Source organism: Acidobacteriota bacterium (assembly GCA_038040445.1).
In the GTDB taxonomy this organism is placed as follows: Bacteria; Acidobacteriota; Blastocatellia; order UBA7656; family UBA7656; genus Onstottus_A; species Onstottus_A frigus.
Genome location: JBBPIG010000006.1, coordinates 57,833 through 78,804, shown reverse-complemented (window position 1 = coordinate 78,804; position 20,972 = coordinate 57,833). Strand labels below are relative to the sequence as shown.

The 20,972-nt window shown below is 58.1% G+C and carries 19 protein-coding genes and 2 tRNA genes; 16 read left to right on the top strand and 5 right to left on the bottom strand.

The features are described 5' to 3' along the window. Positions 1-80 precede the first annotated feature (80 nt). Positions 81-815 carry an iron-sulfur cluster repair di-iron protein gene (gene ric, locus AABO57_08340; protein ID MEK6285734.1) on the top strand — a complete coding sequence of 245 codons (735 nt, stop codon included), beginning with the start codon at positions 81-83 and terminating at the stop codon, positions 813-815. A gap of 132 nt (positions 816-947) precedes the next feature. Here ric and AABO57_08335 read toward each other — a convergent pair. Beyond that, a tRNA-Lys gene (locus tag AABO57_08335) sits at positions 948-1,020 on the bottom strand. A gap of 70 nt (positions 1,021-1,090) precedes the next feature. On the opposite strand from AABO57_08335, the gene AABO57_08330 reads away from it, so the two are divergent. Beyond that, the gene (locus tag AABO57_08330) at positions 1,091-1,312 is read left to right on the top strand and encodes a hypothetical protein (GenBank protein ID MEK6285733.1); all 222 of its coding nucleotides are present in this window, start codon (positions 1,091-1,093) and stop codon (positions 1,310-1,312) included. Between the two features lie 93 nt (positions 1,313-1,405). On the opposite strand, the gene AABO57_08325 is transcribed toward AABO57_08330, so the two are convergent. The 3 genes from AABO57_08325 to AABO57_08315 all read right to left on the bottom strand — a co-directional run bounded on the left by AABO57_08325 (position 1,406) and on the right by AABO57_08315 (position 4,692). Continuing rightward, a complete protein-coding gene (locus AABO57_08325; GenBank protein MEK6285732.1) occupies positions 1,406-2,032 on the bottom strand; it encodes an SEC-C domain-containing protein in 627 nt (208 codons plus the stop codon). Then, positions 2,007-2,525 carry an exosortase H gene (gene xrtH / locus AABO57_08320; GenBank protein MEK6285731.1) on the bottom strand — a complete coding sequence of 173 codons (519 nt, stop codon included), beginning with the start codon at positions 2,523-2,525 and terminating at the stop codon, positions 2,007-2,009. The genes AABO57_08325 and xrtH overlap by 26 nt, the downstream gene beginning before the upstream one ends. Positions 2,526-2,613: 88 nt before the next feature. After that, positions 2,614-4,692, bottom strand: coding sequence for a putative Ig domain-containing protein (locus tag AABO57_08315; GenBank protein MEK6285730.1), 2,079 nt, complete (start codon positions 4,690-4,692; stop codon positions 2,614-2,616). Positions 4,693-5,222: 530 nt separating this feature from the next. Between AABO57_08315 and AABO57_08310 the strand changes: the two genes are divergently transcribed. From AABO57_08310 to AABO57_08300, 3 genes are all read left to right on the top strand, one after another. Next, on the top strand, positions 5,223-5,837 hold the full coding sequence (locus tag AABO57_08310) for a hypothetical protein (GenBank protein ID MEK6285729.1): 615 nt from the start codon (positions 5,223-5,225) through the stop codon (positions 5,835-5,837). Between the two features lie 160 nt (positions 5,838-5,997). Then, positions 5,998-6,073: transfer RNA gene (locus AABO57_08305), tRNA-Glu, on the top strand. Between the two features lie 143 nt (positions 6,074-6,216). After that, the gene (locus AABO57_08300; GenBank protein MEK6285728.1) at positions 6,217-7,185 is read left to right on the top strand and encodes an MBL fold metallo-hydrolase; all 969 of its coding nucleotides are present in this window, start codon (positions 6,217-6,219) and stop codon (positions 7,183-7,185) included. Between the two features lie 6 nt (positions 7,186-7,191). On the opposite strand, the gene AABO57_08295 is transcribed toward AABO57_08300, so the two are convergent. Then, the gene (locus AABO57_08295) at positions 7,192-7,425 is read right to left on the bottom strand and encodes a hypothetical protein (protein MEK6285727.1); all 234 of its coding nucleotides are present in this window, start codon (positions 7,423-7,425) and stop codon (positions 7,192-7,194) included. A gap of 210 nt (positions 7,426-7,635) precedes the next feature. On the opposite strand from AABO57_08295, the gene AABO57_08290 reads away from it, so the two are divergent. The 11 genes from AABO57_08290 (at position 7,636) to AABO57_08240 (ending at position 20,628) form a co-directional block, all read left to right on the top strand. Beyond that, positions 7,636-8,865: a DUF4118 domain-containing protein gene (locus tag AABO57_08290; GenBank protein ID MEK6285726.1), complete on the top strand. Its 1,230-nt coding sequence runs from the start codon at positions 7,636-7,638 to the stop codon at positions 8,863-8,865. A 2-nt stretch (positions 8,866-8,867) separates the two neighbouring features. Further along, positions 8,868-9,569: a response regulator transcription factor gene (locus AABO57_08285; protein MEK6285725.1), complete on the top strand. Its 702-nt coding sequence runs from the start codon at positions 8,868-8,870 to the stop codon at positions 9,567-9,569. Positions 9,570-9,671: 102 nt separating this feature from the next. After that, positions 9,672-10,043, top strand: a complete 372-nt coding sequence (locus tag AABO57_08280) for a CBS domain-containing protein (GenBank protein MEK6285724.1) — start codon at positions 9,672-9,674, stop codon at positions 10,041-10,043. A gap of 171 nt (positions 10,044-10,214) precedes the next feature. Continuing rightward, positions 10,215-10,508 carry a hypothetical protein gene (locus tag AABO57_08275; GenBank protein ID MEK6285723.1) on the top strand — a complete coding sequence of 98 codons (294 nt, stop codon included), beginning with the start codon at positions 10,215-10,217 and terminating at the stop codon, positions 10,506-10,508. 187 nt (positions 10,509-10,695) lie between these two features. After that, entirely contained in the window at positions 10,696-12,204 is a 1,509-nt protein-coding gene (locus AABO57_08270) for a porin (protein MEK6285722.1), read from the top strand. A gap of 219 nt (positions 12,205-12,423) precedes the next feature. Next, a complete protein-coding gene (gene kdpF / locus AABO57_08265; GenBank protein MEK6285721.1) occupies positions 12,424-12,513 on the top strand; it encodes a K(+)-transporting ATPase subunit F in 90 nt (29 codons plus the stop codon). 189 nt (positions 12,514-12,702) lie between these two features. Beyond that, positions 12,703-14,496 (top strand): potassium-transporting ATPase subunit KdpA, encoded by a 1,794-nt coding sequence (gene kdpA / locus AABO57_08260; protein MEK6285720.1) that lies wholly within the window; start codon positions 12,703-12,705, stop codon positions 14,494-14,496. A gap of 90 nt (positions 14,497-14,586) precedes the next feature. Further along, a complete protein-coding gene (gene kdpB, locus AABO57_08255; protein ID MEK6285719.1) occupies positions 14,587-16,710 on the top strand; it encodes a potassium-transporting ATPase subunit KdpB in 2,124 nt (707 codons plus the stop codon). Positions 16,711-16,768: 58 nt separating this feature from the next. Next, a complete protein-coding gene (gene kdpC / locus AABO57_08250; GenBank protein MEK6285718.1) occupies positions 16,769-17,341 on the top strand; it encodes a potassium-transporting ATPase subunit KdpC in 573 nt (190 codons plus the stop codon). A 197-nt stretch (positions 17,342-17,538) separates the two neighbouring features. Then, positions 17,539-19,455, top strand: a complete 1,917-nt coding sequence (locus AABO57_08245) for an ATP-binding protein (protein ID MEK6285717.1) — start codon at positions 17,539-17,541, stop codon at positions 19,453-19,455. A gap of 6 nt (positions 19,456-19,461) precedes the next feature. Next, complete coding sequence (locus AABO57_08240; GenBank protein MEK6285716.1) at positions 19,462-20,628, top strand: universal stress protein; 1,167 nt, start codon at positions 19,462-19,464, stop codon at positions 20,626-20,628. Positions 20,629-20,972: the final 344 nt, after the last annotated feature.

Here is a 20,972-nt window from a genome sequence, read left to right as displayed (position 1 = left end):
CCGGTGACTTAAGTCAGCCCTTATCCCGGCGTGTTCATTTCATTCAAACGTGACTCGATACAGAACCTTGAGGATGCAAGATGCAGATCAACACTACGAAGACCGTCAGAGAACTGACACTCGAGATCCCGGGCGCGACGCGGGTGTTCGAAAAGGCAGGCATAGACTATTGCTGCGGTGGCGGGAAGCCCTTTCAGGAGGCCTGCGCAGCCGCTGGCGTATCGACGGATGAAGTCGTGCGCTCGCTGGAGCGAGCCGGGGAGTCCACTGCTCTCGTAGCGGATGCTACCCAGTGGCAGACGCAGCCGTTATCGAAGCTTGCGTCGTACATCGTGGGCAAGCATCACGCTTTCACCAGAGACGAGTTGGCGCGGCTCGATGCGCTTCTGTCGAAGGTGTGCTCGGTCCACGGACAGAACCACGCCGAGCTGTTCCGCATTCAGAGTTTGTTCCAGGACCTGAATCGCGACCTGATTCCGCATATGCAAAAGGAAGAGATGGTTCTGTTCCCGTACATCGAGCAGATGGAAACGGCGGCGAGCGAGGGCAAGCCCGCGCCGGTTCCTTTCTTCGGAACGGTGCAGAATCCAATTCGCATGCTGATGATGGAACACGAGACAGCCGCCGAGATCCTCAAGCAGATTCGTCAGATCAGCGGCGGATTCTCAGTGCCGGAGGACGGTTGCATCAGCTACGAGACGCTATACAAAGCGCTCGACGCGCTCGAGCAGGACTTGCACCAGCACATTCACTTGGAGAACAACATTCTTTTTCCTCGGGCTGTGGCGTTGGAGAGGCTAACTAAAGTCTTTTAGAGAGCGGGGCTCCCTGCACGTCGTGACCCTCGGCGGCAACTCGTATAGTCAGCCACAGGGATTCTGTAGATGAAGCTGAAAGACAAGAGAAAAGGCTACCATTCCGGTAGCCTTGCGTGCTGCGTTTTGAAGTGAGCCGTGCAGGACTCGAACCTGCGACCCGCTGGTTAAAAGCCAGCTGCTCTACCACCTGAGCTAACGGCCCACCCTACGTCAGAGCACCTGGATGTTAGCCGACTCCTTTTTCGCGAGTCAACCCAAGCCTCTTGGTATTGATGGCCCAGTTCGGCGTGAGCCGCGGACTCGCCGGCGACTATCCCGAAGACTACAACGACACGCGCCTCTCATACCCCCCTGCCTGGCAAGAGCAGTGGACAGGCGTTTCGAAAGAGACCGTGATCAAGTTCGCGCGAGTGGGCTTCGACCGCGGCGAAGAGCGAAGGCAAGTGCTCAGTGATCATCGGCGCGGGAGTCAATCGCTACAGGTACAAACTTGAGGTGCTTCTTGCTGGCATGCTTACACTCGCCGTCCGCACCATCCGGGAGCCGCTGTTCAACGCGTTCAGCTTCACGGTCGGGCCGCGCCGTTCCTATGCACCACAACAACGTTTGTACTTTCGCCCGCTTCCGCAGGGACACGAAGCGTTGCGCGCGATTGTCGCAACACCCCTTTCGTGCTTCGATCTTCCCTTGAACAAGCCAAGCATGATCAGCGTCAGCCAGATCAGTACGGCTAACGCGGGTTGCGAGAATGTATAGCCGTGAAAAGCAAGAAAGAAGAAGCTCGACTCGTTGCTCCCTGGCGCGGCTTGCTGCTCGAGCTGCAAGCTTGTCATCTTTGCCCACGCCATCAACGCGCAGACGGTCAGCACGAACATGACCCCGCACCCAATCGCAAGCGCCCGCAGCTTCGCAACCAGCGAGTGCGACCGAGTCACGATCACAAGCGCCATCAGCATCGGCAAACCGTAGGTCACCATGTCGATTCGTAAGCCACTCGTCTGCAACCTGCCGTTAACCACGAGTTGAACTACTCTGGCTCTTGGCTTGATCGCAACTCGAGCATCAAAGAACGTATAGATCCAGCTCGCGCATGTGCCTGTTACCGCCGAGATAGCGCCGAGGGAATACCACCAGAGCGGGAGAATCACGATGTAGAGAGCAAGCGCGAGCGCAAACAGCCTCAGCCATTTATGCCCGCTGATGCCGAACGCCAAATCGCTCGAGCCAGAAGATGAGGATTGCCGTTGAGAGAAGAATGACGATGCTCTGGGCGACGTAGTCATGGATTTGATCGGCTACTGACGGAAAGTACATACCAACATAGTAAAGCCCCACGAGGCGAGTCAGGTTGATAGCCTGGATCAGCGGGACTCCGAACGCCAATCCTATCAGCCTGGCTCGCCACGAGGTAGGGAAGGCCACCACTCCTGCCAGGTACAGGCACGACGCTTCGACGCCGTCGCATCCCATCGCAATGTCCATCGAGTAGCGAGGAGAGTAAACCAGAGCGCCGTTCGCGACGGCGCCTGCACCGAACAGGTTGATGACGGCTGCGGTCGCTTTCGCCAGAAACTCAGTGTAGGGATTGATGACTCCAAACCGAACTCTGGGAATAACGCCAAACAACAAGTAACAAGTCCCGAAGATCAATACGAACAGCGCCAAAAACCGCAGCGGCTTGCGATTTGCCATCAAGAAGTCAGTCACTCGCCCACTCGGCAACATACTCACCGCCCACCTTGCGAGGTTGGCAACGCTTACTCAAGCTTCGAGTTGCCCTTTGTACGCACACTGCTCAACGCCGCCGCGCTCCGCCAATCAGCAAGTGCAGGATGAACGCAGCAACGAGACCTGAAGTGAGAGCGCCGAGAATATCAACCGGGTTTGCCGAAAGCGCAATCAGCGCCAGCGCTATCGCTGCTTCGACGTACATCGCAGTGCGCGCCAGCAGCTTCCAGTCCAGGGGCTTTTCCGCTCCCGTGAACGCAGTAGAAGGAACGGCTCCCGCGAGCGACATGGCTGCTTTGCTGTGCCCGGCCAGGAAGAAGGTGCAAGCAGCAATTATGAGCAGCGCCATCAATATCGCGCCCCACTCCGATAGCGTCGGAACGGCGCCACCTGGAGGAGGAGGCGGCGGCGGAGGAGGCGGCACACCGGTGATCTGGATGGAGAACACCAGGCTGCCGGTACAGAGGCTACTGTCGGTCGCTGTGATTGTGAAGTTGAAGGTGCCGGCCGCGGTCGGCGTCCCCGAGATGACGCCGGTTGCCGGGTTGAGTGTCAGGCCAGGGGGCAGCCCCCCGCTCGAGACCGTGAAGGTGAATGGGGCGGTTCCGCCGCTGGCCGCAACCGTCTGACTGTAGAAGGTCCCGACGACACCGGGGGGCAGCGTGGCCGGGCTGACACTGATGACGGGGCAGTTGGGCCCGCTGGGAATCCCGATTGTATACGCCCGGCTGCCGGGACAACCGTTCGCGTCGGTGGCTGTGATCGTGAAGCTGAATTGGCCAGCCGTGGTCGGCGTCCCCGAGATGACGCCGGTCGTCGCGTTAAGCGTCAGGACGGGCGGCAGGAACCCGCTCGAGACCGTGAAGGTGAACGGCGGGGTTCCGCCGATGGCCGAGATCGTCTGGCTGTAGGGCGTCCCGATGACCCCGGCGGGCAGCGTTGCCGGGTTGACAGTGATGAAAGGGCAGATGGGCACGACCGGGATCACGATGGAGTACGGCCGGCTGCCGGGGCAGCCGTTGGCGTCCGTGGCTGAGATCGTGAAGCTGAATTGGCCGGCCGTGGTCGGCGTCCCCGAGATGATGCCGGTCGTCGCGTTAAGCGTCAGGCCGTTCGGCAGTGCCCCGCTTGAAACCGCGAAGGTGAATGGCGCGGTTCCACCGGTGGCCGAGACCGTCTGGCTGTAGGGCGTCCCGATGACACCGGGGGGCAGCGTTGCCGGGTTGACCGTGATGACCGGGCAGCCGGGCGCGCCCGCCATCATGATGGAGTACGGCCGGCTGCCGGGACAGCTGTTCGCGTCGGTGGCGGTGATTGTGAAGTTGAAAGTGCCCGCCGCGGTCGGCGTCCCCGAGATGACACCGGTGGTTGCGTTGAGCGTCAGGCCGCTCGGCAGTGCCCCGCTCGAAACCGTGAAGGTGAATGGCGCGGTTCCGCCGACGGCCGAGACCGTCTGGCTGTAAGGGGTCCCTACGACACCGTTCGGCAGCGTTGCCGGGTTCACCGTGATGATCGGACAGGCGCTGGCAGGCCCGCACACGGTGACGTTGTTGGTATCCATCGTCACGGCGCCGTTTCGCGCCAAGACTCTACCGGACACGTTTGCGCCGGTAGTCAGCGTGATGCTAGTGAGTGCTAGAATGTTCCCTACAAAACTGGTGCTTGTGCCGAGCGTCGCGGAACTGCCGACCTGCCAATACACGTTGCAATTATTACCGCCATTGATCACCTGAACAGACGAGCTGCTCGCGGTCGTGAGCGAGCTCCCGATCTTGAAGATGAACAGCGCATTGGGATTGCCCAGGGCATTGAGAGTGAGGGTTCCCGTCAACTGGGCCGACGACGAAAAACAGTAGACCCCGGGCGTCAGCGTGAGGCCGCCGAGATTCTGACCGGTCAAGTCGACATTACACGCCGTGCCCGCTATAGCATTGTACGCAGTGGTGACATCACTCTGAGCCTGAGCCGCGGCGGCATCGTTCAGGTGTATCGTTCCTCCGGTCACGGTCCCCGGAGGAAAACCCGTAACCGCAGTACCTGGGCTGACGCCAAGGTTTCCGGTGACGGTGGTCGATCCCGTATTGGTCACAGTCGAACCAGCCAGGACCCCGAAACTCTGCGCCGTACCCAGTGATATCTGAGCCAAAGCAGGGGAGGCTCCGTAAAAGAACAAGGCGAAGGCAACGCTTGCCCAGAGACTCAAATGCTTGCGGTTGAAGTTCATGGATCTTCCCCTCCCGACATCATTGATCGCTTTTGGCGGAGCCAATTATACGCCGAACTGCAACCGCGTCAAGAAGCTCCAGCGATACCACAGCCGTGAGCCGAGGGTCGGTTGCCCAACCGGAGCGGCATCGGCAGCACCGCAAACCGATTCTGAGCGTGGGTGTGTTCGTGGGCCTCTTGTGCGTCTACTCTCATCGCCGTGCTTCAAGCTGAGTAATCCGCTCGTATGCGTCAATGATTCCACTAGACTCGAACTGTGGAGCCCGGACAGTCGCGATCAGCCGTTGAGCGCTAATCGTCGTGAGTCGGACACGACCTGTCGATCATGCGTTGAGGAGACCTCTCTTTTCACTATAGTATCACTGTGATAGCCGGGCGGTAGTTGTTGGCTTGGTTGGGAAGTGCTTAGTCTTAGGGTTGGGTAGTGGTATTGGTATCGGGGGTATTTGTATGACTCTGGCTCGAGGCTGGTTTGTTGCGCTTGTTCTGATCTCAATCGAACTGGGTTCCATTTCGGGTTCATCACCACCAGGCCAATCCAGCTCAGACGACGGAGTTTCGGACGATGAGTACGAGATATATTCGGCCGTTATCAAGCAGAATTACCTCCAGTCCGATACCAAACAATTGATCGTTGAGGAGCGCACCTTCCGCTACGACTTCGCAAGCGATGACGAGCCGTGGAAAGACAAACCGAAAGGCGTGTCCCTGGATCAATCGGCCGCCGAGGACTACGAAGCCAAAAACAGCCGGCAGTGGCTGCTGAACAAGGCGTCGTTTAAGCTGCCGGTGAAGTTCAACCTCATAACAGACCTCGATCTGAAGGCGATCTTCCACGGCCACTGGGGGGAGTTGGAATGGATCGGTTACTACAGGAGATATCCTGATTCAAGGGGCTTCGTAATGCTTTCCAGAATCGGCTTCAATACAGAGCGCACACAGGCTCTGATGTACGTGGGGAGTCGATGCGGCCCGAGCTGCGGTGACATACACTTTCTACTCCTGGAAAAAACTAACGGGAGCTGGACCACGAAAAAAGAGTTGAGGAAGAAGAACTGGGGTTGAGGACCGCGGAGCCAAAAGTCCTGACGGAGAGGCGCCTTTCTTGCGAACCCGTTGAGAATCTGTGTATCCTTCTTCGTTCATGTTCGGGAGCCTTCACCCGCTGTGAGCTATTAACCAGCAGGTCGCAGGTTCGAGTCCTGCACGGCTCACTTGCCCTTTCGACTCGTTCGTCTAGGGGCCTAGGACACCGCCCTTTCACGGCGGTAACACGGGTTCAAATCCCGTACGAGTCACCATTTCATAGCCATTCATCGACGCGGCGCCGTGGCCGCGTAGCGGCTTCCTCTCGATAGACGCATACCGATTCCATCGCGATCGCTGTTGCTCGCCCATCGCCATTGATGTAAAACTCCAAACGACTCTCAATCGAAGGTAAACCATGCGAAAAAGACTGATCAAGAGAGCAGTGGTCTCGGCGGTTTTGCTGGTGCTCGCTCTGATCGCGTTGCTCGGCTACACGTTCATCCCGCGCACGATTGACGTTAACGCGTACGAGAGCGGCTCGACTTCTTTCCACTCTCCCCAGAACACCGCCGCCCTTCCGGAGCTCACGCTATCATTGATCAAGTGCGGGAAGATGATGAGCAAGCAAGCCTTCGTCTATAGCGGCGGAAGCTGGTCCGTGAACTACGATAGCGGAATGGCAGCGGTGCTCGTGCGCCATCCAAAAGCAACCTTTCTCTTCGACACCGGATTTGGAGCTAACGTTGATGAACACATCAAGACGATCCCGTCATTGATGCAAGCGCTCACCACCTACGACAAGGAGACCAGCGCGGCCGCTCAGTTAAGAGACCACGGCGTCGATCCGGCAGGCATCAAGATGGTCATCATCTCGCACTCGCACTGGGACCACATCAGCGGGCTGGAAGACTTTCCGCAAGCCGAAGCGTGGTTTGCCAGGGAAGAAGCCGACTACATCGCCACGCTCCCGCCGCGCGAACTGGTCAAACAGATGGGCGACAAGCTCAAGCTTCACACGTTCGAGATGTCAGGCCCGCCTTACGAGAATTTCGACCGCAGCTTCGATCTGTTCGGCGATGGAAGCATAGTGCTTGTGCCACTTCCTGGTCACACTCCGGGGTCGATTGGAATGTTCGTCAATCTCCGCTCGGGGAAGCGGCTGTTCTTCATTGGCGATCTGACCTGGGCCATCGAGGGCGTGCAGCTTCCCGCTGAACGGCCGTGGTTGTCGCGCAAGCTTGTCGACCGTGACGATGAAGGAGTGAGACGTGCGATCGTCAAGGTGCACGAGTTGATGAAAAGGTATCCACAGATGATCATCGTCCCCGCACACGACCGGCGGATCCACGACAGGATCGCGAACTTCCCCGATGTTGAGCGATGAGGAGCACTACTGAGCTAGTGGCTGCTCGATCAGCTTCTCTGCCACTTCAGGTGGCAACGAGATCAAAGCGAAGGCGCGCGCCGAGTACAGGTAATCTTCGCCGGATTCATCCACGATGCGCAGATAGCCTGTCGGAGCCTCCGAGTCGGGCAGCACACGGTAGATTTTGTGCAGGATCAGATCTTCGCCCTGCGGGTCCTCCCGCAGACAGATCGCGAATTGAGGTTCAATGGACGACATACCTTATGAGTTGAAAGTTCTCGAACGTCATGCGCCACGAGCTATATTCTGCCGGGTGCGCTCCTGGCACGCAAGCGCGCGGGACCTTTGCGTGTAGGTTGCCATGTCGAAATTTCGCTGGGTTGCAACGTCGGCGATGGGAAACTTCACCGTAGATCGAGCGCTAAATACGTCTGCTCCCTGTAACGACTCTTGTCGTAGAATAAAGTCATGCCGATTAGGGCGCTCAAGGCAACACAGGCGGGGTACATCTTCGCCGTCGGGGGCATCGCCGCGGTGACGGTTGCCCTCAGGCTGTTGGGCGAGAGCATAAACTCAACAACCGTAGCGCTGGCGATGTTGCTGGTAGTTCTGTTTGTGGCCGCGCGATGGGGAGCGCGTCCCGCCATCGTCGCTTCCGTGCTTGGTGTGCTTTGTTTCAACTTCTTTTTTCTCCGCCCGCTCCACACACTGACAATCGCCGACCCGGACAATTGGATTGCGCTCATCGCTTTTCTGATCACCGCAGTCACAGCCGGTCAACTCTCGGCTCGTGTGAAGCGCCGTGCTGAAGAGGCCGAGACTGGGCGCCGCGAGATCGAGCGATTGTACGACGAGCTACGATCAGCTTTCGAGCGCGCCAGCCATGCAGAAGCATTGCGGCAAAGCGAACGGTTGAAATCCGCGTTGCTAGACGCGGTGAGTCACGATCTGCGCACCCCGCTTACTTCGATCAAGGCTTCGGTCACCACTCTGCTCGACGTGTTGAAGGCAAAAGCATCCGATGCGTCACCAGCCGTTCTGAGTGAAGAAGGGCGGCGAGAGATGCTCGAGGTGATAAACGAGGAATGCGACCGGCTCAACCGCTTTATCGAAGGACTTGTCGAGATGGCGCGGATAGAGGCTGGGGAGTTTCGGTTGAGACGCCGGTGGGGAACCATCGAGGAGATGCTGGAGATGGCTCTTGCGCGCGCAAAAAACCTGACGGACCAGCATCGAGTCGAAGTCGAGATCGAAAAGGACTTGCCCATTGTGCTCGTCGACGCGCGTGCGGTGAGTGAGGTCATATACACGCTCGTCGACAATGCCGCGAAGTACTCGCCGGCCGGAACGCTCATTCACATCGCCGCATCTCGAGCCAAAGACGACATGATAAGAGCGAGCGTGGAAGATTGCGGACCAGGCATCCCAGTTGAGCTGCGCGAGCGCGTCTTCGATAAGTTCTTTCGGGCGACCCGGGACGGCGATTCAAACAGGAGTCAGCCCTCGGGAACGGGGATGGGGCTCGCGATCGCGCGCGGCATAGTCGAAGCGCATAGTGGGCGAATATGGATCGAGAGCGGCGCTGGCGGGCTTGGGACGCGAGTCGTGTTCACGCTTCCGATTGGCGATGAAGAAGACAAAGCCGAGACGGAAGGAGAAATGCTTGACGAACCGTCCTACGCAAGGGCACAAGAATAACCATGCCACAGAAGCAACGCATTCTGATCGCAGATGACGAGCCGCAGATCACGCGGGTGTTGCGCACCGGACTGACTACGCGCGGTTATGAAGTGCGAGTTGCGGCCGACGGCGAGAGCGCGCTTGATACGTTCAACGACTGGCATCCGGATCTGGTGGTCACGGATCTGGCCATGCCCAACATGGACGGCCTCGAGCTGTGCAGGCGGCTTCGTCTGGTGTCGCAAGTTCCGGTCATCGTGCTTTCGGTGAAGGGCGAGGAGAAAACAAAGGTCGAAGCGCTGGACGCCGGCGCCGACGATTTCATAACGAAGCCTTTCAGCATGGAGGAGCTTCTGGCTCGCGTGCGCGCAACACTGCGCCGCGCTCCCTCCCCATCAACTGAAGATACGGACTCGACCGTTTTGGAAGCAGGTGATTTCCGTCTGGATGTAGAAACTCGAAAAGTGATCGTGCTGGGCAAAGAAATCCATCTAACGCCGAAGGAGTTCGATCTGCTCGCCCACCTCATGCGGCAACCGGGAAAAGTTTTGACTCATCGAAAACTGCTCACGGCAATCTGGGGAGCAAACTACGGCGAACAGACCGAGTACCTGCGCGTGTTCATCGGCCAGCTCAGGAAGAAGATCGAGCCCGATCCCGCTTCGCCTCGCTACATACTCACGGAGCCCTGGATTGGCTACCGCTTCGACCCTGGAGTCTGATTGTCGGAATCAAGCGAGTCTCTCGCATTGAAGAGGTAGCAATGATCGACGCAGAATTGCAGGACGCTTGATGACACCTGATTACGTCGCTGTCAGGCCAGAGTGGACCATCGTTACGTGCTCGACTACATACGCGAGCATGGAGCGGACAGTGAAACTCTGAGCAACATTTACGTGGTCGATGAGCACGGCGTCTTGATAGATCTTCGGATCAGGGTGTTCCTGCTGGCTCCGCTTTACGAATCGGTGCTCGATGTAATGGACCGTCAATTCGTTGCGCTCAAAGCTACGGACGATCAAGAAACGGCAGTCGCCGGCTTTCGCCGCGAGGACCGCACCGCGCTTCCGGTGACGGATACGACAGGGGTCTTGATCGGCATCGTCACGATTGATGAGGTCGCGATGGCTACCCAACCCGCCATTCGCAAAGCGTTGGAAGAAGAGAGTCGAAGCGAGATGCATTTCGCGGGGTAATTCAACGCCCCCCGCCCACCTTGCCAGCACGCGGGACGCGTGCGCTCCCAGGCTTACGAACTTTTTATAAACCTTTAACCCTAAACTTACGCGCGCGGTGCTAGCTTGATCATGCCGAGTTCGGAACGGCCCAATCGCTCGTTCTGAAGCGACAAATGTGAGGGAGCATCAATGAAAGAGAATGAGCTGATCGGCATAGCCGGAGTATTTGTTCTGACCCTTTGCTTGATCGCGCTGTATCACTTAATGGGTAAGTTTGGCCGCCACGGTAAGCGTTACGACGCTCGGATAAAGCGGGCCAAACAACCCGAACAGGATCAGCGGCCAGATCATGATCCGCGCACGACTTCTGGCAAGGATGACGCGTGGCTGTTATGGAATCCGGAACTCGACGAGCGAGATGGTCCGTCGAAGGCTGGCCTCCCCGACCACCACGAAACAAGGGGCCCTTGGCTACGTTCGTGAGAGTCGTTTAGAGCCGATGATCCGTTTCACAGGAGGTGAAACACTATGACTTGGTCGGAAATCAAGAAAGCTGTTGAGGACGCGGCATTGCTGACGAGGACGAAGTCTCAGTCATTCAATGTCAGGCGAATGACGGAAACAAGACTCTTCACAAGCTCAAACTCGGAAAGAAGGAGAACCTGCTTCAATGAAAGCCACACGCACCAAGTGCATCATAGCTGGAATCATAAGCGCTACGTTTCTTTCAGCCGGCACGCCGGCTCAACAAGCTAACGAGATTCGGCCGAAACCAGCCGACGCTAGAGTTGTATCCAACACCGCCGTACCGTCGGCGGCGGGCGCACCTTCTGAATCGACCGAACGTGAACGCATGCTGGTTGACCGAATTGAGAAGTTGGAGCGTCGTTTGGCCGAGCTTGAATCTCGAGGCGAATCTAAAACCGTTCGCGAGCCTTTGGAACCGGCTTCAACGGCCGCGGCCCCTGGCCAGCCTGTCGAGGGAGTCGCAGAGACCCAGCCGGAGAAGACGACTTCGGAGATCCAGCAGATCAGCAAAGAAGATCGAGGGGTGCTCGACTTCCTACGCGACACGACCTTCAACGTCTCGCTTGATGGATACTACGGCTACAACTTCAACAAGCCCATCGGCCGAATCAACCTGCTTCGCGCATACGACGTTATGAGCAACAGCTTCAGCCTGAATCAAGCGTCGGTGGTCATCGAGCGCGCGCCCAATGTTGAAGAAGCGGGCCGGCGCTTCGGTGTGCGGCTCGATTTGATGTACGGCCACGCTACTGAAACGGTGCAGGGCAACGCGGCAAACGAGCCCCGGCCCCAGGCATATCGCCCAGTGTGGCAAGCCTTCGGCACGTATGTAGCGCCCATCGGCAAGGGCCTCACGCTCGACTTCGGCAAGTTCGCAAGCAGCCTCGGCTACGAGACGAACTACACCAAAGATGATTACAACTATTCCCGCTCCTACTATTTCAACTTTCTGCCGTTTTATCACTTTGGTCTACGCGCGAAGTACGCGGTCAATGACAAGGTCACGGTTATGTACCATCTGATGAACGGCATTCAGCAATCGGAGGACTTCAATGGATTCAAGTCGCAGCACTTCGCGCTTATACTGACACCTATCAAACAAGTGACGTGGCAGGTGAATTACTACGTCGGTCAGGAGCAGCGCGATCTCGTGCCTGAACTGAATCCTGGTATTCCTAGCTTGCCGGCACAGCCGGGCCTCTCAACGAATGTGATTCGTCCCGTCCCGAACGGGAGGGTGCACATCTTCGACACGTACGCGACCTGGAACGTGACCGACAAGCTGATCCTGGCTGCCGAAGGCGACTACGTCGTCAATCGTGTGCAAGACGTGTCTGCACCTGTGCACATAAGCGGCGGAGTGGCTTATGCGCGATATCAGTTCACCCCAAAGTTCGCGCTCGCCGGTCGCGCCGAGTATCTATCGGACCGCGGGGGCCTCTTTAGCGGCGTGACGCAAGCGCTGAAGGAAACGACGCTCACCAGCGAATTCAAGCTTGCGGACGGCTTCTTGCTGCGCGCAGAGTGGCGGCGCGATTTTTCAAACCAGCCATTTTTCCTGAGCGATACACCGGGGATTCTCAAGCCGCATCAGAATACGGCGACGTTGGGAATGATCTGGTGGTTCGGCCGGAAGGAAGGCTCGTGGTAAAGGAGGGATCGGGATGTTAGACCTGCTGTTCATTGCGTTGGTTATCGTTTTCTTTGGCGTTGCGTTCTGGTATGTGCGCTTTTGCGAACGCGTGTAGTAAGGAGGAATCATGAACTCAGAAGAGTTTAGCAGGCTTGGGATCGCGGCTTTGATCCTGCTTGCGTTGTATGCCGCCCTGGTATTGCCGGGGATATTCAGAAACCTGTCAGGGAGAAGTCGATGAACCTGGAATATATCGTTAGCGGATTCATAGCTCTGGCATTGCTTGCGTACTTGATGTACGCGTTGATCCGGCCGGAGAAGTTCTAACGACGCCCTGGGAGCGCAGGCATCCCTGCCTGCTTGACGTTGTGCGAGAAGAGGCAGGCAGGGATGCCCGCGTCGAAGCGGAAGCCGCGGTGAACAGGCCCGCCGGGGGGCCGCCGGACCCCCTGCCTGTTGGTGTTGGTCCGCTACGCGGCGGGCGGGGCGCCCCCCGCTCCCAGGTGGGTAAACAAAATGACACTCAACGGATTCTTACAACTCACGGTTTACTTTCTGGTGCTGCTCGCTCTTACGAAACCGCTCGGAGTCTACATGACTAGAGTCTTCTCCGGCGAGAAGACCTTCATGAGCCGCGTGCTTGGCCCGGTCGAGCGCCTGATCTATCGCTTGTGCCGAGTCGATGCTTCAAGCGAGCAACACTGGACTACTTACACGGCTGCGATGTTGATGTTCAGCGTAGTCTCGCTGCTGGTTCTTTACCTGCTTCAGCGGGCCCAATACTATCTGCCGCTGAACCCGCAGGAGTTCGCGGGAGTCAAACCCGACCTCGCCTTCAACACCGCCGTGAGCTTCACAACCAACACAAACTGGCAAGCCTACTCCGGCGAATCGACGATGAGCTACCTGGTGCAGATGGCCGGGCTGGCGTTTCACAACTTCGTGTCCGCGGCCACCGGCATAGCTCTGGCAATCGCGTTCATTCGCGGAATCGCGCGCCGCGAGGCAAAGACGATCGGCAACTTCTGGGTAGACCTTACTCGATGCTCGTTGTACGTGCTCCTGCCCATCTGCATAGTCGGAGCGCTGGCGCTGGTCTCGCAAGGGGTCGTGCAGAACTTCAAGCCTTACACACAAGCCGCGCTGGTCGAACCGCAGCAGCTCACAAAGACCGACGCCGACACAGGAGAAGAAAAGACCGAGACGCAGACAGACCAGACGATCGCTCAGGGACCGGTTGCTTCTCAGGAGATCATCAAGGAACTGGGCACCAACGGCGGCGGTTTCTTTAACGCGAATTCGGCGCATCCATTTGAGAGCCCAACCCCACTGACAAACTTTCTAGAGATGCTCGCGATCTTCGCGATCGGGTCCGGCTTGACTTACACGCTCGGGCGAATGACCGGCAATCAAAAGCATGGCTGGGCGGTTTTTGCGGCGATGACGATCGTATTCCTGGGAGGGTTTCTCGTCGCGTACTACTTTGAAGCGCGAGGCAATCCGAACTTCAATCAATACGGCGTGACGCAGGCAGCCGTACAAACCAGCGGAGCCGAGCAAACGGGCGGCAATATGGAAGGCAAAGAGGTTCGCTTCGGCATCGCGAACTCGGCATTGTTCGCCACCATCACCACCGATGCTTCGTGCGGCGCGATTAACTCGTGGCACGATTCATACACACCGCTGGGAGGTATGATACCGCTGCTGAACATCATGCTTGGTGAGATCATTTTCGGCGGCGTCGGATCGGGGCTCTACGGCATGCTGGTGATGGTTGTGCTGACCGTGTTCATCGCGGGGCTGATGGTTGGGCGCACGCCTGAGTACCTCGGCAAGAAGATCGAATCGAAGGACGTGAAGATGGCGATGCTCTATGTGCTGGTCTTCGCTCTATCGATCCTCTGCTTTTCAGCGTGGTCGAGCGTTGCTCCATACGGCGCCTCCAAGATCAACAACGGCGGGCCGCATGGTCTGTCTGAGATCGTTTACGCATACGTGTCGAGCACGGGCAACAACGGTTCGGCGTTCGGCGGCATCACGGTCAACAACTATTGGTACAACACAACACTGGGGCTGGCGATGCTGATCGGGCGCTTCTTGATGATCATCCCGATGATGGCGATTGCGGGCAACCTGGCAAGCAAGAAGGCGGTGCCTCCTTCAGCAGGCACATTCCCGGTGTACACGCCGCTGTTCGTGGTGTTGCTGATTGGAGTCATCATGATCGTCGGAGCGCTGACGTTCTTCCCGGTGCTGTCGCTTGGGCCGATCGTTGAGCATTACTTGATGAACACAGGAACAACGTTCTGATTTTGGATTTTAGATTTTGGATTGAGCCTCGCTCGACCCGATCTCCAATCCAAAATCCAAAATCTAAAATCCAAAATTGATAGAGGTGTTATGTCAGAGAGAGCACAAAAGAGTCCGCTGTTTGATCCGCCGATCGTCAGGCGGGCTATCAAAGATTCATTCAAAAAGCTGGACCCGCGACAGGTCGCGAAGAACCCGGTGATGTTTGTGGTCGAGATCGGCAGCATCCTCACAACGCTGCTTATCGTTCGCGACATCGCCCAGGGCCATACAGGCAACTTGCTTTTCACCGTGCAGGTGACGCTGTGGCTGTGGTTCACGGTGTTGTTTGCGAACTTCGCTGAAGCGATGGCTGAAGGCCGAGGCAAAGCTCAGGCCGAGACGCTTCGCAAGGCTAAGACGGAGGCAATCGCCAATCGCGTCATCGGGGAGGTTAGCGCCGGCGTCGAGGGGGTGAAGACCGAGCAAGTTCCCGCGCCACAACTTCGCAAAGACGACGTTGTGCTCGTTCACGCCGGCGAGTTCATCCCCGGAGACGGCGAGATCATTGACGGCGTTGCTTCCGTAGACGAATCAGCAATCACCGGTGAGAGCGCGCCAGTAATTCGTGAGTCCGGCGGCGACCGCTCCGCGGTCACTGGCGGCACGAAAGTAATCTCCGACTGGATCAAGGTGCGAATCACTTCGAACCCTGGAGAGACATTTCTCGATCGAATGATTGTGCTGGTGGAAGGCGCGGAACGTCAGAAGACTCCGAATGAGATCGCGCTGAACATCCTGCTCGCGGGACTGACGATTATTTTCTTGCTGGCTGTCGTCACGCTTTTGCCCTATGCGATCTACAGCGTGAACGCTTCGGATCCCGGGGCCGGATTCGCTCCGTCATCACCTCCGACCATCACGGTGCTTGTCGCGTTGCTTGTCTGTTTGATCCCCACCACGATCGGCGGCCTGCTCTCCGCGATCGGCATCGCGGGAATGGACCGGTTGATTCAACACAACGTGCTGGCGATGTCCGGCCGCGCGGTCGAAGCAGCAGGCGATGTCAACACGCTGCTGCTCGACAAGACCGGAACGATCACGCTGGGCAATCGGCAAGCGGTCGAGTTCATCTCGATGAATGGAGTTTCCGAAACAGAGCTTGCCGATGCGGCTCAGCTTTCGAGCCTGTCGGATGAAACACCCGAGGGCCGGTCGATAGTCGTGCTCGCGAAGTCGAAATACAGCTTGAGAGGGCGCGAGCTCTCCGAGCGCGAAGCCCATTTTATTCCGTTCTCCGCGCAGACTCGCATGTCAGGAGTTGACATCGATGGCCGCGTGATTCGCAAAGGTGCAGTCGACGCGATTACTCAGTTCATCAACACCGAAGGCGGCGTAGTCCCGCCTGAAATGAAGGAGACAGTCGAGCGTATTGCGAGGTCGGGAGGCACGCCGCTGGCAGTCGCCGATCACAGCCGGGCGCTGGGCATCATCCACCTGAAGGACATAGTCAAAGGCGGGATGAAAGAGCGCTTCGATCAGCTCAGAAGGATGGGCATCAAGACCGTCATGATAACCGGCGACAACCCGCTGACCGCCGCAGCCATCGCGCGCGAAGCCGGCGTTGATGACTTTCTCGCCGAAGCCAAGCCCGAAGACAAGATGGCTTTGATAAAACGCGAGCAGGGCGAGGGCAAGCTCGTGGCGATGACCGGTGACGGCACCAACGACGCTCCAGCTCTGGCTCAAGCCGACGTCGGCGTCGCGATGAACACAGGAACGATGGCGGCCAAGGAAGCCGGCAACATGGTTGATCTTGATTCGAACCCGACCAAGCTGATCGAAATCGTCGAGATCGGCAAGCAGTTGCTGATGACCCGCGGCGCGTTGACTACATTCTCGATTGCCAACGACGTCGCCAAGTACTTCGCCATCATCCCGGCGATGTTCTCGACGTTGTATGCGCTGACCGGCGCGAAGTCCGGTCCTCTCGCGGCGCTCAACGTCATGCGGCTCGAGACGCCCCAATCGGCGATTCTATCGGCGGTGATCTTCAACGCGCTGATCATCGTCGCTCTGATTCCGCTTGCGCTTCGCGGTATAAAGTATCGCCCGATGGGCGCGGCAGCGGTGCTTCGGCGCAATCTGTGGATCTACGGGTTCGGTGGAATCATCATCCCGTTCATCGGGATAAAAGTCATAGATGTGATCATTCACGCGTTAGGGCTCGCCTGAGCCGGGAGCGCAAGCGTCTCGCCCGCACACAGTGTGGGCCAGGAGAGAGTCGATGAATATCTTGAAACAGATTTACCCAGCGATTGCAATGACCGTTGTGCTCACGGTGCTGCTCGGAATCATTTACCCTCTGGTTGTCACCGGACTCGCGCAGGTGATGTTCCCCGCGAAGGCAGGCGGCAGCCTGATCGAAAAGGACGGCAAGATCATTGGATCGAGCTTGATCGGCCAGCCCTTCACCGGGCCGGGCTATTTTCATTCGCGGCCTTCTGCGGCGGGAAGCGGGTACGACGCGACCGCTTCTGCCGGAACGAATCTTGGGCCGACCAGTCAGAAGCTGATGGACAACGTCAAGACTGCCGCGGAATCATTGCGAGAAGAGAATCCCGGCTCGCCTGTACCGATCGACATGGTAACGGCTTCCGCATCGGGGCTCGATCCTCATATCACCCCGGCGGCGGCTGCGTTTCAAGTTCCGCGCGTTGCCCGCGAGCGCGGCTTGAGTGAAGATGAGGTCCGACGGATCGTGCGCGAGCATGCCGAGGGGCGACAGTTCGGCATTCTCGGGGAGCCACGCGTTAACGTGCTTGAGTTGAACCTGGCGCTCGATAGAAGGGGCGAACTCAAGTGATGAGGCAACACCTACGTGGTTTGAATACCCACCTCTCACGAGGTGGGTATGGTGCCCAAGATGGTCGAGAGCGCAGCCTTTTGTAGGCTACAACATTACGAACCCACCTCTCACGAGGTGGGTATGGTGCCCAAGATAGTCGAGCGCGCTCCTTTTGTAGGCTACAACATCACGAACCCACCTCTCACGAGGTGGGTATGGTACGCAGGAGAGGCTTTCGCCGCCTCCGGCGTACCATTGCTATCAAGCTTGATATGAACAGCCTGAGACGAAAACTCGCATTCAGCTACGGACTGCTGATCATCATCATCCTCGCAGTCAGCGCGTGGAGCATCTACCATCTTGTGCAACTGGGGCGAGCGGTCGATGTAATCCTGGTCAACAACTACAAGAGCATCACGGCAGCGGAGAACATGAAGGAGGCGCTCGAACGACAGGACTCGGCCGCGATGTTCTTCATCGCCAGCCACGGCAACAAAGCACGCGAGCAGTTCGAAACAAATAGCCAGAGGTTCGCCGAGCAGTTCGAGATCGCTCAGGGCAATATTACCGAGGCAGGCGAATCCGAAATCGTCGCCGACATAAGCCTCAAGTATCAGGCATACAAGAAGGACCTCGAGAGCTTTCTCAGCCGAGCCCCACCCAGACAAACCGTCGAGCTATCCAACACTTATTTTGAGCGGCTGGAGCCGCAGTTTCTTTCTCTCAAGAACCGGCTCGACGATTTGCTGCACCTGAATCAGCGGGCGATGGTCGCTGCAAACGACCGCGCCGTTTCTGTTTCCAGGCGAGGAGAGATATCCACCGCCGTCACGGCTGTGCTGGCGATTACCCTGGCTCTCTTCTTCGCCTGGAGATTCACCCGGTATGTCGTCGATCCGATTTCTATGCTTGCCGAAAAGGCAAAGCGCATCGGCGAGGGCGACTTCGATCAGCACATAAGCGTTTCTTCCAAGGATGAAATAGGCGTGCTTGCCACGGAATTCAACCGGATGCTCGTCCGCCTTCGTGACCTGCGCAAGTCTGACTTCGGCAGATTGTTGATCGAGCAAAAGAAGTCTGACGCGGTCATCGATTCCATTGGCGAGCCGGTGATAGTAACCAACTCGCACAATCGTGTAATCAAAATCAATCGCGCGGCCCGGCAACTGTTCGGCAGTTTCCTGAGCGGCGATGGCGACGGCGCCGATCTGGAAAGCCTCGAAGGAGGCGAGCGGATCTTGCGCGCGGTACGTGATGCCGTTTCCATGCAGCGGCCGGTTGCCGTGGACGGCGAAGCCGCGATCGTTCCCATCAAGCTGGGCGGGGCGGAGCGCGACTTCCGCCTGCGCGCGACTCCGATGCGAGACTCGGAAGGCCGGCTGCTTGGCGCGGTCACCTTGCTTGAAGACATCACCGCTATCACCGAAGTAGATAAGCTGAAAACAGCGTTCATCTCGGTCGCGTCGAGCAAGCTGCGTGAGCCGCTTCATTCGCTGCGGCTCGCGCTTCACGCGGTCATCGAAGGGTATGTCGGCGAGGCGACTGAACAGCAGAACGAAATGCTCAGAAGCGCCCGAGAGAACGCGGACAAGCTGGATGAGCTGATCAGCGATTTGCTCGAGCTCGCAGAGATCGACTCGGGCGCGCGGCGGCTTTCGATGGAAAGGTTGCGGCCCATCGATCTTGCGCGTGAAGCAGTCGAGCGGTTTCGCGCCTCCGCCGACAGCAGGCAGATCAAACTGGAGAACAAAATCTGGCCGGACCTGTCCTGGGTGGTTGGGGACCGGCGGGCGATTGCCAGCATTCTCGATAACCTGCTGTCGAACGCCATACGTCATACCGATCGCGGCGGCAGCGTCGCGATTGAAGCAAACGAGCAGGTCGGGCGCGTTTACTTCAGCGTGCGGGACACCGGCGAGGGCATACCCGAGCAGTACCTTCCGACTATCTTCAGCCGGTTCAATCGCGTTGGTGACAGGGCGGACGGCACAGGTTTGGGACTTGCGCTGGTGAGGCGGCTTGTGGAGGCTCAAGGAGGACAAGTCAGCGTCGAGAGCCGTCCGGGTAGCGGCGCGACCTTTACTTTTGCGCTGACCACAGGAGGCCCGGCAAGCATTAGACATACCGCGTAAGTTCATATGGTCTCCCACGAGGCAACAACGGATCGATTGGCCGGCGCGCGGCCGAGCGCCGAGTCGCTGCTCGCCAAACAACAGCAAGCGGGCCGCGCCCGGCTGCGCATTTATCTGGGCGCCGCGCCAGGCGTGGGCAAGACCTATCAGATGCTCGAAGAGGCGCACTTGCTCAAGCGTCAGGGCGTCGACATCGTAATCGGTTTCATCGAGCCGCACGGCCGCGCAGAAACTGAGACACTGATAGGCGGCCTCGAGCGCATACCGCTGCGCCGCATAGATTATCGGGGCGTAACGCTGGAAGAGATGGACGTGGACGGGGTCATCGCGCGCCGGCCCGCCTTAGTTCTAGTCGATGAGCTCGCGCACTCGAACGTCCCTGGCTCGAAGCATCGCAAGCGCTACGAGGATGTGCTCGAGATCCTCGACGCCGGTATCTCAGTAATCAGTGCGGTGAACGTTCAGCACATTGAATCCCTAAACGACGCGATCGCCCGCATAACCGGCGTCCGAGTGCGCGAAACCATTCCCGATTATTTCCTGCGCCGCGCCGACGAAGTAGTCAACGTGGATGTCTCGGTCGACACGCTGCGAACGCGGCTCCGCCAGGGGAAGATTTACAGCGTCGAGAAGATCGAACAGGCGCTGACTAACTTTTTCCGCAAAGGGAATCTGTCAGCCCTTCGCGAGCTGGCTTTGCGCCAAGTGGCCGAAGATCAAGCGGCAAAGGCCCACGACTATCGCGAACGAGAAGGACTCGAGCAGGCCGCGATTCCAGAAAAAGTTATGGTGTGCATGGCGTCACGCGGCAGCGCAAAGAAGCTGCTGCGAACGGGCTCGCGCATCGCGGGACGGCTGGCGTCGGACTGGTACGCGGTCTACGTCGAAACGCCGCGCGAGGAACCCGGCCGGATGAATCCGGCGGATCACGCTGCTCTGATCGAGAACATCAAGCTCGCCGAGGAACTCGGGGCGAATGTAGTGAAGCTGAGGGAGCGGCGCGTTGCCGACGCCCTTATCGAATTCGCCCGGCGCGAGGGCATCACTCATGTGGTGTTCGGGCAATCGGCTCGCTCGCGATGGAACATCCTGCTTCATGGCTCGGTAATCAATCGCTTTCTGAGTGAAGTGCGCGGCGCGACCGTCCAGGTTGTTCCGCTTCAAGATGAGTAGTACACACCTCGTCTTTATGAAACCTTTATAGACCTTTTATGCCATTCTTATGTTGAGGGCAGTACGATGACACTGAGACTTCTGTGAGCCGCCAATCGCTCCGCTGGTTACGGCCGAGTAAACAAAGAAGCCTCTGGCGCTTATGTTATCGGTCGGTCGCGAAATCAATATAGAAACCAAAAACCTCCTCTGCCGCAAATGCGCCTGGCAAGGCCGCGGCGTCGAGCTACCGGCCGGGCTGGTAAGGATCAACCAGACCGAGATCTACCTGTACGCCTACCGATGTCCTGAATGCGGCAGCTTCGACTTAGCTTCAAAAGGAAAAGTGCTCGCGTTTAGGCCGC